Annotated in this window: 13 protein-coding genes and 2 riboswitches; of the genes, 8 read left to right on the forward strand and 5 right to left on the reverse strand. The window is 41.5% G+C overall.

All coding sequences use genetic code 11. The features are described 5' to 3' along the window. Window positions 1-16: 16 nt before the first annotated feature. Both ACZ42W_RS00260 and rlmH read left to right on the forward strand, forming a co-directional pair. Window positions 17-1,174, forward strand: coding sequence for a S1C family serine protease (locus tag ACZ42W_RS00260; RefSeq protein ID WP_464167534.1), 1,158 nt, complete (start codon window positions 17-19; stop codon window positions 1,172-1,174). A 257-nt stretch (window positions 1,175-1,431) separates the two neighbouring features. Beyond that, window positions 1,432-1,914, forward strand: coding sequence for a 23S rRNA (pseudouridine(1915)-N(3))-methyltransferase RlmH (gene rlmH, locus ACZ42W_RS00265; protein WP_464167535.1), 483 nt, complete (start codon window positions 1,432-1,434; stop codon window positions 1,912-1,914). A gap of 206 nt (window positions 1,915-2,120) precedes the next feature. On the opposite strand, the gene ACZ42W_RS00270 is transcribed toward rlmH, so the two are convergent. Further along, entirely contained in the window at window positions 2,121-2,819 is a 699-nt protein-coding gene (locus tag ACZ42W_RS00270; protein ID WP_464167536.1) for an MBL fold metallo-hydrolase, read from the reverse strand. Between the two features lie 126 nt (window positions 2,820-2,945). On the opposite strand from ACZ42W_RS00270, the gene ACZ42W_RS00275 reads away from it, so the two are divergent. Together ACZ42W_RS00275 and ACZ42W_RS00280 are read left to right on the forward strand one after the other, a co-directional pair. Then, window positions 2,946-3,314, forward strand: coding sequence for a VOC family protein (locus tag ACZ42W_RS00275; protein ID WP_464167538.1), 369 nt, complete (start codon window positions 2,946-2,948; stop codon window positions 3,312-3,314). A gap of 110 nt (window positions 3,315-3,424) precedes the next feature. Continuing rightward, the gene (locus ACZ42W_RS00280; protein ID WP_464167540.1) at window positions 3,425-4,366 is read left to right on the forward strand and encodes a DUF2156 domain-containing protein; all 942 of its coding nucleotides are present in this window, start codon (window positions 3,425-3,427) and stop codon (window positions 4,364-4,366) included. Window positions 4,367-4,502: 136 nt separating this feature from the next. On the opposite strand, the gene ACZ42W_RS00285 is transcribed toward ACZ42W_RS00280, so the two are convergent. Further along, a complete protein-coding gene (locus tag ACZ42W_RS00285; RefSeq protein ID WP_464167542.1) occupies window positions 4,503-5,882 on the reverse strand; it encodes an alanine/glycine:cation symporter family protein in 1,380 nt (459 codons plus the stop codon). A 156-nt stretch (window positions 5,883-6,038) separates the two neighbouring features. Next, window positions 6,039-6,128, reverse strand: a riboswitch (glycine riboswitch). A 282-nt stretch (window positions 6,129-6,410) separates the two neighbouring features. Beyond that, complete coding sequence (locus tag ACZ42W_RS00290; protein WP_464167544.1) at window positions 6,411-6,896, reverse strand: CarD family transcriptional regulator; 486 nt, start codon at window positions 6,894-6,896, stop codon at window positions 6,411-6,413. 372 nt (window positions 6,897-7,268) lie between these two features. Here ACZ42W_RS00290 and rnk point away from each other — a divergent pair, with 372 nt between their 5' ends. Continuing rightward, complete coding sequence (rnk, locus tag ACZ42W_RS00295) at window positions 7,269-7,685, forward strand: nucleoside diphosphate kinase regulator (protein ID WP_464167546.1); 417 nt, start codon at window positions 7,269-7,271, stop codon at window positions 7,683-7,685. 302 nt (window positions 7,686-7,987) lie between these two features. Beyond that, the gene (locus ACZ42W_RS00300) at window positions 7,988-9,646 is read left to right on the forward strand and encodes a glutamine--tRNA ligase/YqeY domain fusion protein (RefSeq protein ID WP_464167548.1); all 1,659 of its coding nucleotides are present in this window, start codon (window positions 7,988-7,990) and stop codon (window positions 9,644-9,646) included. Between the two features lie 119 nt (window positions 9,647-9,765). On the opposite strand, the gene ACZ42W_RS00305 is transcribed toward ACZ42W_RS00300, so the two are convergent. Then, a complete protein-coding gene (locus ACZ42W_RS00305) occupies window positions 9,766-10,851 on the reverse strand; it encodes a putative NPN-dependent ornithine cyclodeaminase (protein ID WP_464167550.1) in 1,086 nt (361 codons plus the stop codon). A gap of 278 nt (window positions 10,852-11,129) precedes the next feature. Next, complete coding sequence (ybaK, locus tag ACZ42W_RS00310; RefSeq protein ID WP_464167552.1) at window positions 11,130-11,609, reverse strand: Cys-tRNA(Pro) deacylase; 480 nt, start codon at window positions 11,607-11,609, stop codon at window positions 11,130-11,132. A gap of 380 nt (window positions 11,610-11,989) precedes the next feature. On the opposite strand from ybaK, the gene ACZ42W_RS00315 reads away from it, so the two are divergent. Next, window positions 11,990-12,211, forward strand: a complete 222-nt coding sequence (locus ACZ42W_RS00315) for a hypothetical protein (RefSeq protein ID WP_464167554.1) — start codon at window positions 11,990-11,992, stop codon at window positions 12,209-12,211. A gap of 121 nt (window positions 12,212-12,332) precedes the next feature. After that, window positions 12,333-12,507, forward strand: a riboswitch (Lysine riboswitch). A gap of 114 nt (window positions 12,508-12,621) precedes the next feature. Continuing rightward, on the forward strand, window positions 12,622-13,875 hold the full coding sequence (gene lysA / locus ACZ42W_RS00320) for a diaminopimelate decarboxylase (protein ID WP_464167555.1): 1,254 nt from the start codon (window positions 12,622-12,624) through the stop codon (window positions 13,873-13,875). The last annotated feature ends 223 nt before the right edge of the window (window positions 13,876-14,098 follow it).

A 14,098-nucleotide genomic window follows, 5' to 3' on the forward strand; every position in this document is an offset into this window, starting at 1 on the left:
AAGGAGGTTCAAAAGTATGAGTTTTTATAATGATCCTAATCATTCGAATCACTCTTCGAGAGATCGTAGACCTCGTTTATTCTCTACTATTGCAATTTCTCTCATCAGTGCTATTCTTGGTGGGTTAATTGCGGTTGCACTGGTCCCACCTTTTTATGGGAACCGCCCTCAGACGAATCAGGTGATTTTGGGACAAGGGGCTTCTACCCCCCCGGTTAATGTTACCAACCCGTCGGGTTTTCCAGTGGTTGAGGTGTCTAAAACAGTTGGACCAGCCGTTGTAGGCATAGGAAACTTTCAGCAGCACGGACGAATTTTCGGTGGGACGGCAGGACTAGCCGAAGCGGGAAGTGGCTCTGGCTTTATCGTCGATGCCAAGAATGGGTATATCGTCACAAATTATCACGTTATTGCTGATGCTAAGAAGCTTGTCGTAAGCTTGGCAGATGGTAGAAATGTTGATGCGACCTTAGTCGGTCAAGATGCTCGTACGGACCTTGCCGTGGTTAAGATCAGTGCCGATAACCTTACTGCGACTCAACTTGGGGACTCGAATCAACTCGAAGTCGGTGAACCAGTAGTTGCCATCGGGAATCCCGGTGGGCAAGAGTTTGCCCGTTCTGTAACGCAGGGTGTAGTTTCAGCGAAGAATCGTATCCTTCTGATTGAAGGAGAATCCAGCTTCAACTTAATTCAGACGGATGCTGCGATAAACCCGGGGAATAGCGGTGGTCCCTTAGTGAACTATAAGGGTCAGGTCATTGGAATTAACTCAGCGAAAAATGCAGAGCCTGGTTTTGAGGGGATGGGCTTTGCAATCCCGATTACAGATGCTCTCCCAATTATTCAGCAGCTTATCGAAAAAGGGTATGCAAGTCATCCAGGACTTCTAGTATCCATTGATAATCGTTACACTCCGGAATGGGCTGCCCAACAGGGCTGGCCAGCGGGAGCCTATGTATCCCAAGTCTCTGCAGGAGGCCCTGCCGACAAGGCTGGAATTCGAGCCGGAGACGTATTGGTGAAAATTAATGGAGTAACGGTTAAGAGTTCCTTAGAGCTGACTCATGAATTGTTTAAGTTTAAATCGGGGGATAGCATTACCGTCTCCTACTATCGGAATGGAGAGACGAAAGATGTTAAGCTTACTTTGGTAGAGTTAAAGCCTCAGTAATCACTTAAATCAAGCCATAGCGCCATGGGCGCTGTATCGATGGGTATTATACAGGTTGAATACATTTCGAAGTTAATAGAGTGAGTAGGATAAGGGAGGGTATGAGGCTATCTCATGATCCTCCCTTGTTGTAGCCATTACCTGATTAAGCGAATACATTCAACTAGGGCTTTCCCTTAGTAAAGCTAACAACCCGAAAGGCAGTGTCTTTCGGGCATAAGCCTAATTATATATATTTAGAGTGATGAGGTAGTGTAATGCTTCAAGTAAAAGTGATTGCAGTTGGGAGAATTCGTGAAAAGTTTTTGCTGGATGGAATTAAGGAATACACAAAAAGGTTAAGTGCTTACATCCGTCTTGATATGATGGAGATAGCTGATGAACCCTGTCCAGAACGGCTTTCACTAGCCGACGAAGAACGCGTTAAACAGAAAGAAGGAGAACGAATCCTAAAAGGTATTGGGTCTCAGGATTATGTCATTTTACTGGATCTCAAGGGTAAAGAGTTTTCTTCTATAGGCCTTTCTGAGTATATAGATCAGCTTGCAGTCAACGGTCAAAGCAGTATCGTATTCATTATCGGAGGTTCGCTCGGAGTATCAGAAACGGTTAGACAAAGGGCCGATTACCGCTGGTCCTTCTCCCAGTTAACCTTTCCCCATCCCCTCATTCGGCTTATGCTCCTGGAGCAGATTTACCGAGCGATGAAAATCAGTAAGAGTGAGCCTTATCATAAGTAACACTAAACGAGTATGCCCTGCATCAAAAGTGCGGGGCATACTCAATTAGAAGCAGGTACCACTGCTGAAGACATATTCGATACTAACTGGCACTGGGACACCTATAAGTATGAATTATACAACGACTCAAATTCCACCGAACTTATCTACCATGGGGTATAAAGTTAAACTGGAGGCGTAACTAAGCTACATTTAAGTATCCCTTATTAGAGTGAGAACTTTTGGCCTCTGTGGGTAATTTCAATGATTTGAGTGGGGCAATCTTTCATTTTATCCGCAAATTTTCTCGGTGTAATAAAATCATCTCCAAAGTGCATTGGTACAAGAACTCGTGGTTTGATTTCTCGAATAAAGTATTCTGCTCCTATTGAGTCATACTGTTCCAATCTCGGATCAACGGGGAAGAAGGCGATATCGATGTCTTCACCTTTGATCTTTAGTATTTCGTCTTTGAACATTCTCTCAGCTTTCTCGATTTCCGCCTGAGGGTCACCGCTCCAGTACCACCAATTCAGATCTCCAGCGTGGAAAATATGAGTTCTGTCAGACTGAACTAGAAACGAAACACCTTCATCCGTAGAATTGTAAGCTTTGATGGTTATGTCATTGACGCTGATCTCCTCATAGGGAGATATGAAGGTGATATTGTCCTTCTTTTGAGGGATACTAGGGTCTCCCTCAATATCGCTACTTAATATGTACTGGATATTGGGTCGCTCTTTCTGCCATTCAAAGAAATGGGGGTTATAATGGTCTGAATGGACATGTGAGGAAAAGACATAAATATTTTTATCCTTGAGATCAACCGAGCCTTGATAGTAGTCGAATATGAATAAATTCTGCTCTGTCTCGACGCTAAAGCCGCTATGATAGATATACTGAAAATTAAGGTTTGAATTTTCCATCTAAATCACCTCGTAATGGATTATACAATAATTAATCGTTATTATTTGTCTTCTTCTTAGAATTTTACTACAATAAGAGTAAAAGAAATATCGTTGAGTGCGTAAATTAAGAAAGGACGATAGTATATGAGATTTAAGTTTGACCACAATAATATTAATGTCCTTGACCTTAAAAAGAGTCTTAACTTCTATAAAGAAGCGTTAGGACTTGTAGAAGTTAGACGGCTTGAACAAGAAGATGGAGAATTTATCCTTGTCTATCTTGGGGATGGCTCTTCCAGTCATACGCTAGAGCTAACCTGGTTGAGAGATAGGGCAGAGGCTTATAATCTGGGAGAGAATGAATTCCACATTGCTTTGACCGTTGATGACTTCGAAGCGGCCTATGAACACCATAAACAAATGGGATGTATATGCTTCGAAAATAAGGAGATGGGAATATACTTTATTAATGACCCGGATAATTATTGGGTGGAAATTCTCCCTAGACGGTAGGTGATAGATACACACTTAGATAAAAAGGTAATCTACGTGAGAGATTACCTTTTGTTGGGTTAATCCCATTTTTGAAATGGAATAGATAAGAGTTAATATGGGTGGTAAAGATGATTAAATTTAAAGCGTTAGGCCTTGAAGATAGAGCCTTATTCCAGAAGTACCTTAAAAATTATACATTTAAAACGTATGAGTATTCCTTTTTGACACTCTACTTATGGAAAAAGTATTGTAATGTAGAATATGCGGTGATTGACGATTCGCTCGTTCTAAAAAAGACTGAAGAAAAGATTGGATCGTTCTTTATGCAGCCTATTGGTTTTTCTGAGGAAAAATTGTCCGGCATAATCGAAGAACTGATCAAAATCAAACAAGAAGATCCAGGATTCAAAGCTCTATTTAGGGATATTGAAGAACCCTTTATGAAACAGTTGACAGAGATTTATGGATCAAATATCTTGTTCCTAGAAGATGTTAAGAATTTCGACTATATCTATGAAACAGAGAGATTGATTCATCTTTCGGGAGAAAAGCTGCATAAAAGGAAAAATCACTACAATCAGTTCATCAATAGCTATAGCTACGAAGTAAAGGATATTCACGATCAGGTAGTTATCGATGATTGCTTGGGTTTCGCAAGCCGATGGTATGAGAACCAGAAGGTTAAAAGTAGGCAGCTCCTTTGTGAGCTTGAGGGGATCAGAGACGTCTTAAACCACCTTGAGGACCTCGAAGTTATTGGTATGGCAGTGTATGTCGATGGGAAAATCGCTGGCTTTACTTTTGGAGAGATAGTAAATAGTAAAATGGCGGTCATTCATATCGAAAAAGGGAATACAAAATATAAAGGTATCTACGCCTTTATCAATAAAACCTTCGCAGAAAATTATTTGCACAATGTCATGTATATCAATCGAGAAGAGGATTTGGGAATACTCGGGTTAAGAAAGGCCAAATTGGCCTATGATCCTATAAAACTTGAGAAAAAATTTATTGTTAGCCCCATTTGTTGTGAGACGGGTTATTCGGAGAGAATGATTATCAGGGCTTAAAAGTTGAAAAGAGGGACCTGTTCCCTCTTTTCAACCCGTTTAGACCCTCATGTTCATAGATATTCTAGGAAATGCCAAAGGCAAAATAAAAGCACGACCCGCATAAGGTCGTGCTTCCTATTCTGCATGGTAAATTTTATTTTCCGCTGAGGCGAATAGGCTCGTCTGAGACCTCATCCAAACGCTCTTCCCAGAGATACTTCTTTGTTTCTGATACAATGACTCCGCTTAAGAGGAGTAGCGCTACGAGGTTTGGAACCGCCATCAGGGCATTCATGGCATCAGCCATATCCCATACCAAAGCAAGTTTCATTGTAGAACCCACGAATACAGCGATGACCCAGAGGATGCGGTAAGGCATAATCGCTATTTTCCCAAATAAGTATTCAATCGCTCTCTCACCATAGTAAGACCAGCCCAGGATGGTTGAGAATACGAAGGTTAAAAGCCCTACAGTAAGAACAATCGGACCAACCACAGGAATTTGAGCAAAGGCCATATTGGTCAGTGCAGCACCTTTTAAGCCCTCTGCGGCCGCAGGATTTCTTATGATGCTGCTTACTACGACGATACCGGTCATTGCGCAAACAACTACAGTATCCCAGAAGGTTCCGGTAGAAGAAACCAGAGCCTGCCGAACAGGGTTTCTCGTTTGAGCTGCGGCTGCTACGATGGGGGCTGATCCTAATCCAGACTCGTTGGAGAAGAGGCCACGAGCAATACCGTAGCGTGCAGCCATCATTACGGATGCTCCAATGAAGCCGCCACCAGCTGCACTAGGGGTAAAGGCAGATTTGAAGATTAAAGAAATGGCAGGAGCTACATACGCAGAATTCATAGCTAAAATGACAATACAACCAAGGACATAAAAAATGGCCATGAACGGAACGAGTTTCTCACACACGTTGGCAATGGACTTAACTCCACCAATAATGACGACACCAGTGAGGACTGCCATAATAAGACCGCTGATATAGGGAGAAACGGTAAAAGTATCATAGACCATAGTAGATATCGAATTGGCTTGAACCATGTTACCAATCCCAAAGGCGGCAATCGAAGTGAAGATACAGAATAACACAGCAAGCCATTTCTGACCCAGCCCGTTTTCGAGTGCATACATGGGTCCACCGAGCATTGTCCCATCAGAGGTTTTGACTCGATATTTGACAGACAGTAGGGCCTCAGAGTACTTAGTTGCGATACCAAATACTCCTGTAAGCCAGCACCATAGTACAGCGCCTGGACCGCCCAAGGCAACCGCGGTAGCTACACCGACGATATTACCAGTACCAATGGTTGCAGCCAAAGCTGTGGTAAGGGCACCGAATTGACTTACATCCCCATCAGCAGATGTGTCCTTGGTTACAGAGAGTTTAATTGCCTTGATGATGTATTTTTGGATGAAGCGTGTTCGAAACGTTAAAAATAAGTGCGTACCAAAAAGTAGAATCAGCATTGGGGGGCCCCAGAGGTAATTGTTTAACCAGAGAATAAAATTGTGAAAGCCTTCCATCGTTTTGTCTCCTCCTTTATTTCCTCTAATCTTCTTTGTTGCAGTCTCTTGAGGGACTGCTTTTATTTATAAAAAGAGCCAAATCGTAAAGGATTTGACTCTGTAGTGTAAGTATAAGTCTAAGAAGAGATCGCTTAAAAGCTGTCCCTTAATAAACATTCATACTCTGTCCTTTTGCCTGAGAGATTTACGAAAAAATACATTGCCCCTTCGGCGCCCGATTTGGGTCTCTCCAGAGTTCTGTCAATCTACGGTCTTACTTAAATTCAAGTGCCTGAAAGTTTAACTTCTTCGGCGAGCCATAAGCCACTCTCCCGTAGATATCATCCAGTAATTATTCAGTTTTTTAGTTAATTATTTAATATTATAGTTTCGCTTACCCTTTTATTCAAGGGAATTCTTGGGAAGCTGGCTATGAATTATGTATACTTTCAAAAAGAGTCTTCGAATTCCAGAAAGAGAGAACTAGAGCCGTCCCTTTGTTACACAAAAAGAGACCAATCAATTCACATTGAGTTGGTCTCTAACTTAGATATTGATGACTTTATCCAACATATCTATAGCTTGCTCCTTTGGAACTTCTTTGACTTGGATAAATTCGCTGGTCAAAATTCGGAGGGCGTTTTCCAACATCGTTTTATCTTCAGAACCTAGCTTCTTAATTTTACTTTTCCGCATTAAATCACGGATGATCTCAGTTCCTTTGTAAATATCGCCTGACTTTATCTTGTTTTTATTCATATCTCGACGATATCTCTGGTTATCATCACTTAAGGGGTCGGTTTCCCCATTATACAAGTCGTCGAGTACATTTTGTAGAACATCGGGTTTGACGACCTGTCGAATGCCTAAATCATTTGCCTTTTCAATAGGGATCATTATTTTCATTCTGATGTGAGGGATATTTAGGAAATAGTAAATTCGGTTTTTTCCTAGGACTTCCTTTTCTTCGATGGCTTCAATTACGCCTGCACCATACATAGGATAAAGAACCTTATCGCCAACTTGAAACAATAAACCCACCTCCTATGTGACTCGTTGATTACATCTAAGTATATCATGCTTTGACATTCAATGCAAAATAATTATTTTACCATATTGTAAATTAAAATGTCAATACCGTTTTTTCGAAAATAATGATAAAAAGACTGGATTTTCCAAAAATATATGGTCTTACCCTAGAGATTTACTGTTTAGACAAATTCATCTCGAAAGAGAGGACCCTTGAGAGTAAAGGATTTACATATCTAGGAAAATAATCTATAATAAAACCTAGATGGACTCATCATATTCCCACATTTAGAGTCGAATAGGGTATAAAACAGCGGCTATCAAGCGAACGATAGTCGCTCTATGTTTATTGAGAAAAGGAAGGATAAGGACAAAATGGCTAGAATAATTGACATCACATCTGCTGACCGTGAACGTCTACTTAAACTCATTAACAAAGAGAGGGAATTCGGATCGGCTAAGAATAAGGACTATTTAAAAGATCTCGAACATGAATTGGAAAAAGCGAATATCGTATCCTCAGAAGAGATTCCACCGGATGCCATAACTATGAATTCGAAGGTTCTCTTGAGGGATTTGGACTCAGGGGAAGAAACGATGTATACTCTTGTCTATCCAGAGGATGCTGATTTGCTTGAAGACAAAATATCAGTATTGGCACCTGTAGGGACAGCTATCCTTGGGTTCCGAGAAGGAGATATACTTGATTGGAAGGTTCCAGCTGGTATCGTCAAGTTAAAAGTGGAAAAGATTTTATATCAACCTGAAGCCGCAGGGGACTATGAGCTCTAACTGAAATGGCGGAGAGACAAACGAGTCAGGAACTAAAGCAGTGTCCTGACTCTTACCTTATCTTAAATGAAGTGGATGAAAAGCGATGCGTTAAGAGAAGTGAATTTGGTAAGACTAATAGGCAAGACTTAATCAGCGATTGGATTCTCCGAGAAACTCTTTGAAGAATAATGTCTTATGGCCAAAAAAGAGGGAAATTAAGCTAAGGTGTAGAATAAAATCTTTTTAATCAGAAATGAATTGACACCGTATCGAAGATACACAAGCAAAGGGTGCGAATTCGGTAGGAAAGGTTGAGAACAGTGGAAAAGGAAAATAAGTCATCGAATTTCTTGCGCAATATTATCCTCGAGGACTTCAAGACGGGAAAGGTTGATCATATCGTAACCCGCTTCCCTCCAGAGCCGAATGGATATTTACATATCGGGCACGCAAAATCAATTTGCCTAAATTTCGATTTAGGAGATGAATTCAAGGGAAAAACAAATTTGCGTTTTGATGACACGAATCCGGTAAAGGAAGATACGGAGTATGTAGAGTCCATCAAAGAAGATGTGAAGTGGTTAGGCTATGATTGGGACAACCTCTTTTTCGCCTCAAATTATTTCGATGAGATGTATAAACGAGCCCTTCTTTTGATTAATAAAGGGAAGGCCTATGTTTGTGATCTTTCTGCAGAGGAAATTCGTAAAAATCGCGGGACCCTGACTGAGCCTGGTAAGGAAAGCCCTTGTCGGGATCGAAGCGTTGAGGAGAATTTAGAGCTTTTTGAGCGGATGCGTCAAGGACAATTCAAAGATGGAGAAAAAGTGCTCCGTGCCAAAATAGATATGTCCTCTCCAAATATTAATATGCGTGATCCTATCCTTTATCGGATTGCCCATGCGACTCATCATAATACAGGGGACAAGTGGTGTATCTACCCAATGTACGACTATGCCCATCCTCTGGAGGATGCCATTGAAGGGATAACTCACTCAATCTGTACCCTAGAGTTTGAAGATCATCGTCCTTTGTATGATTGGGTTATCCGTGAATGTGAGATGGAGCATGTTTCTCATCAGTATGAATTTGCTCGGCTGAATATCACTAACACAGTTATGAGTAAGCGTAAGCTTAAGCAACTTGTCGATGAAAAGGTTGTGGATGGATGGGATGACCCTCGCATGCCAACCATTTCCGGTCTGCGTCGTCGCGGCTATACTCCGGAGTCTATTCGGAACTTTGCACAAGCTATTGGGGTTGCCAAGGCAGACAGCGTTGTCGATGCAAAGATGCTCGAGCACTTTATCCGTGAGGACTTAAAGCTAAAAGCTCCACGGACCATGGGAGTGATACACCCCTTAAAAGTTGTGATCACCAATTACCCAGTAGGGCAAGTAGAAATGTTAGATGCTGAGAATAACCCAGAAAATCCAGAAATGGGAATACGCCAAATTCCGTTTTCTAGAGAAATCTACATCGAGCAGGATGACTTTATGGAGAATCCTCCTGCAAAATACTTTAGACTTTTCCCGGGCAATGAAGTACGCTTAAAGAATGCTTACTTTATTAAGTGTGAAGAGGTCATTAAAGACGAAACAGGGAATGTGGTAGAGATTCGGTGTACCTATGATCCAGAGACAAAAAGCGGCTCCGGGTTCACGGGCCGTAAGGTCAAGGGGACGATTCATTGGGTCGAAGCAACTCAGGCAGTACCCGCTGAATTTCGACTCTATGATTCTTTAATTCAGGATGAACAGGAAGAAGAGGAAGGAAAATCGTTCCTTGATTATATTAATCCGAACTCTTTAGAAATCATCCAAGGATTTATCGAACCGAATCTGAAAGAGGCCAGACCACAAGAAAAGTTTCAGTTCTTCCGTCATGGCTACTTCAATGTGGATACAAAATATACGACCCCAGAGAAAATTGTCTTTAATCTCATTGTTTCTCTGAAGAGCTCTTTCATTATTAAGTAAAAACTGGAAAAAATAAAAAACTCTCTTGAAGATTTCTTCGAGGGAGTTTTTTGTGAGTATACGCTGAAGAACCGTTAAAAAACCCTAAAGAAGCTACACGACCCCAGAACTTTCATACCTTAACTCAGATTATTATTTAAATTCACAAGAAAATCCTGAACATTCGTAACTATTGTCGTCACTTCGAGAGACCCACGGTCTCTGAGCTTATTCACTGCAAATTCTGCGACATCAATAGAGTAGATATAGACGGGGCGAATGTCACCGTCTTTGTCAGTATATGCAGGTGTCATATTCCCCGCAGCTATGGTATGGAGTTGAGTAGCCAGACAAATTAAGGTGGTTGCTTTCCGAGTATGTTTTCGCATCTCATCTTGCGCTTCATAGACATTGGGGAGTACAGGGGGAAGTGGGCCATCATCGCGAATGGAGCCAGCTAAGACTATAGGAACTTTTCTTTTCAAGGCGGAATAAACGACACCTTCAGTAACGTTCGATGAATCTATAAGATTTCCCAAGGAGCCTGCCTTACGAGCCAGGTTAATTATATCGAGATGATTGTAATGCCCATTGGGCTGGGATTCCTGGGTGTAGGTATTTTGGCCTAGAGCGGTCCCTAGGATGCTCGCCTCAAGGTCGTGGGTAGCCATTGCGTTTCCCGCAAGGATCGCATTCACATACCCTTTATCGATTAAAGCTGCGAGTGCCGCCCGAGAATCGTAATCAAAGACGACTGCAGGACCCAAGACCCAGACAATATAGCCCTGCTCCTTTTCATGGCGCAATAAGTCATAAAGATTATTATAATCTTTTGAATAGGCCGTCTCACGGGAACGACCGGAGCGGAAAGCAAAGACATCGGTATTGCCATCCTTCGAGGCAAAGCCTTCAGCATAGACATAGATTCCTTCGCTCCCATCCTCTGTTCGTCCAAGAACAACACGATCTCCCATTTTGAGATTGCGAAATTCAATGATTTGGATGGAACCATCTTGAAGGAGAACTGGGACACAGTCCATTCGACTCTGCGAGGCAAGAATCCATTGGTCGTTAATCTTAAAATACTCGGGATAGATCGACATTGCATGGAAATTCGCAGGGGCGACTCCATCCTGAAGGACTTCAGCGAGGAAGGCATTTGGAGCACTTGCAAAAGGTTCGCGATTGAGATCAGGCGGGATAAAATGGGGAAGCTTAAAGCTCATAGAAATTCTCTCCTTTGAAACAGTTGTCTATAAACGCTAGTCTATCGATATTATATACAACTTGATTCACATCATATGTATTAAGTGAGATAAGAATTAGACGATGTGTTATAAGTCTGGATCTGAAACGCCTTTGCCATAGTGAAGCCTATGACCTAGAAGATAAATCGCGACTCCCGATAGATGGCAAGGTATAACAGATGAGAGTAAATAAATGAGCGTGAACACTGGGTAAGACATAAAAAAGGAATCCTTGAGGATTCCTTTTTTGGTATACATTATGAGGGATTAGATATTGGGCCGGGTTTTCCCTGAGTTACTCTGAGCAAATCCTGGGATAAGGCAAAGATCTGTAGGCCCCGTGTTCCAGCACTTAGGGCTATTTTTTCTTGGGTTAGAATATCTTCTTGAAAGTAGACTGGATATTTCTTTTTGGTTCCAAGAGGAGATACTCCTCCTCTAATGTAACCGGTAAGGGGTTGGACGTCCTTGAGATGGACCACTTCTACTTTTTTGTTACCACTCACTTGTGCTAAGGACTTCAGATTAAGTTCATAATGAGCGGGAATGCAGGCAATCAAAACTCCGGTCTTATCTCCACGGGCTACAAGCGTCTTATAGATCAGCTCTGGAGGCATACCGACTTTCTGCGCAACGCTGACTGCAGAAAGATCAGACTCATCGACTTCATAGGGAATGAGTTTATAAGGAATTCCAGCCTGGTCAAGAATCCGGGCCGCATTTGTTTTTTGAGCCATAGTAATACATCCTTTCTGTGAAATCCTTTCCAGAATTCCTATCTTAGACTCACTATAGGAAAAGCAAGGTTCGCCGTCAAGTCAAAAGGCTTGCAGTTTGAGGAAAAGGGAATTATAGCATGATTCTTCCAATTCTCTTGGGTCTTATTGTCGGGCAACCGATAAGGAAACGAATTAATGAAACGAACTTTAAGAAACTTGTATAATGCTTTGCTTTTTATTATAGGAATCACCTCAGTGTGGGAGCCAGTAAAAATCTTTTTGTCTTGAATGGCGAACATCTTTTTAACGATAAAGGGCATTCTAAAAGCAGAGAAGTATTTAGGGATTTCGACTTTTAAGTTTTTTAAGCGTTTGTAGTACAAGGAGGGATATCTAATATGGATGATGATAAGAACAGCGGAAAAGAATTGAATCGTCAGATTTGGGAACCCGCTGGAGTGGTGAGTGTGTCAAATGACTCAAAGGGCATGAATTATGGGGCCAACTCAAAAGAGACTAAAAAAGGGGGACAGCTCACCTTAGAAGTGGAAGAAGTGCTTCATAATAAAGGGATCATGGAAAACTTGGCTGAGAATACGTCCAAGGATAATCTCCATTAGAAAAACTCCACGAAGAATTTTAGAAGGATTTTCTTTAGGATTTTTCTTCCAAAAAGAAAACTTTTGATGGTATGTTGACATAGACTATGACTTGTCGCATAATAGATAAATAATTCATAAAGTGAATGATAGAGGTGCGGTGAATTAAGAGTAATTATCCTGAGCAGGTCAGCAATGAAGGATAAAGAAAGGAATCACTGCCGAAGCGAAGGTTGTAGACAAAGGACCTTTAGCTGGTCTTGTATTGAAAAAATGCAAGACTGTCATCGGATATCCGGTGGAGTGCTATCTCGTATAGTAAAAGGTAAAAGCCAATACTTTTGCCTTATGGCGGTTACGAGCATGCTCGTAACCGCTTTTTAATAAAGACGGGGCGCGACCATTCACCAAAGTAAGGAGAGGAACGGATTATGGCCGAGAGAGAATTACCGTTTAGCCAAGAACAAATTAAAGAAATTATTGCACAGTATGGGACACCTTTTCATATCTACGATGAACAAGCCATCCGTGATAATGCACGGAGGCTCAATGCTGCTTTTTCCTGGGCTCCTGAATTTAAGGAGTATTTTGCGGTAAAGGCTCTCCCCAATCCTCATATTCTGAGGGTTCTCCAAGAAGAAGGTTTTGGAGCGGATTGCAGTTCACTCGCAGAGTTGATCCTTGCTGAAAAGGTACACATCTGTGAGGAGAACATAATGTTTACCTCGAATAATACTCCCGCTGAGGAGTATGAAAAAGCAAGGGAACTATGGGCAATTATTAACCTTGATGATATTAGCCATATTGATTATCTTGAGAAACACACTGGAATACCGGAGCTGATTTCTTTCCGCTATAATCCTGGCCCGCTTCGTTCAGGGGGAAATTCCATCATTGGGAATCCTGAGGATTCAAAGTATGGGTTGACAAAGGAACAATTATTTCAAGCGTATGAAATCGTTAGAGAAAAGGGTGCACAACGGTTCGGACTCCATACGATGGTCGTTTCAAACGAATTGAATCCAGATTACTATATAGAAACAGCACAAATGATATTTGATTTGGCCCTTGAGTTGAAGGAGAAAATCGGGATCCGACTTGAATTCGTAAACTTCGGAGGAGGAATCGGAATTCCCTACCGTCCGGAAGAAGAACCCGTCAATCTAGAGTATCTGAGCGAAGGTATCAGAAAAGCATATGAAGAGAAGATTATTCCTAACGGTTTAGATCCTTTGAGAATATCTATGGAATGTGGACGAGTGATTACGGGTCCTTATGGTTATCTTGTAACTGAAGTTCTGCACAAGAAAGATATTTATAAAAATTACGTCGGTCTTGATGCGAGTATGGCGGATTTAATGCGTCCGGGGATTTATGGAGCTTATCATCATATCACCGTAATGGGAAAGGAAAACCGGGCAAAAGATCATGTCTATGATGTAACAGGAGGGCTATGCGAGAATAACGATAAATTCGCTGTGGATCGCGAACTTCCTCAAGTGGATATCGGGGATATTGTGGTCATTCATGACACAGGCGCACACGGGCATGCCATGGGCTTTAACTATAATGGGAAACTACGTCATGCAGAGTTATTACTCAAACCCGATGGTAGCGTGAAACTCATCCGCCGGGCCGAAACCATTGAAGATATCTTCGCTACACTTGATTTTTCCAATCTCTAAGTCCTTAATTTTACTGGAATGAAAGTAAATTCCCTTTATTCAACAAGCGACTACAGGAGCAAGTCTCCTGTAGTTTTTGTTCATTAATGAGAAGGTGATGCCCTAATTTTGGAGGTCGTACAAGCCAGAGAAAGTCATATGTTCTGCTGTTTAATTCACCTCGGATTAATTCCTAGAAAAAAAGTATGAATTAAGATTGACAAGATAAGCTCATTGGAATTAT

Source organism: Desulfitobacterium elongatum (genome assembly GCF_055378975.1).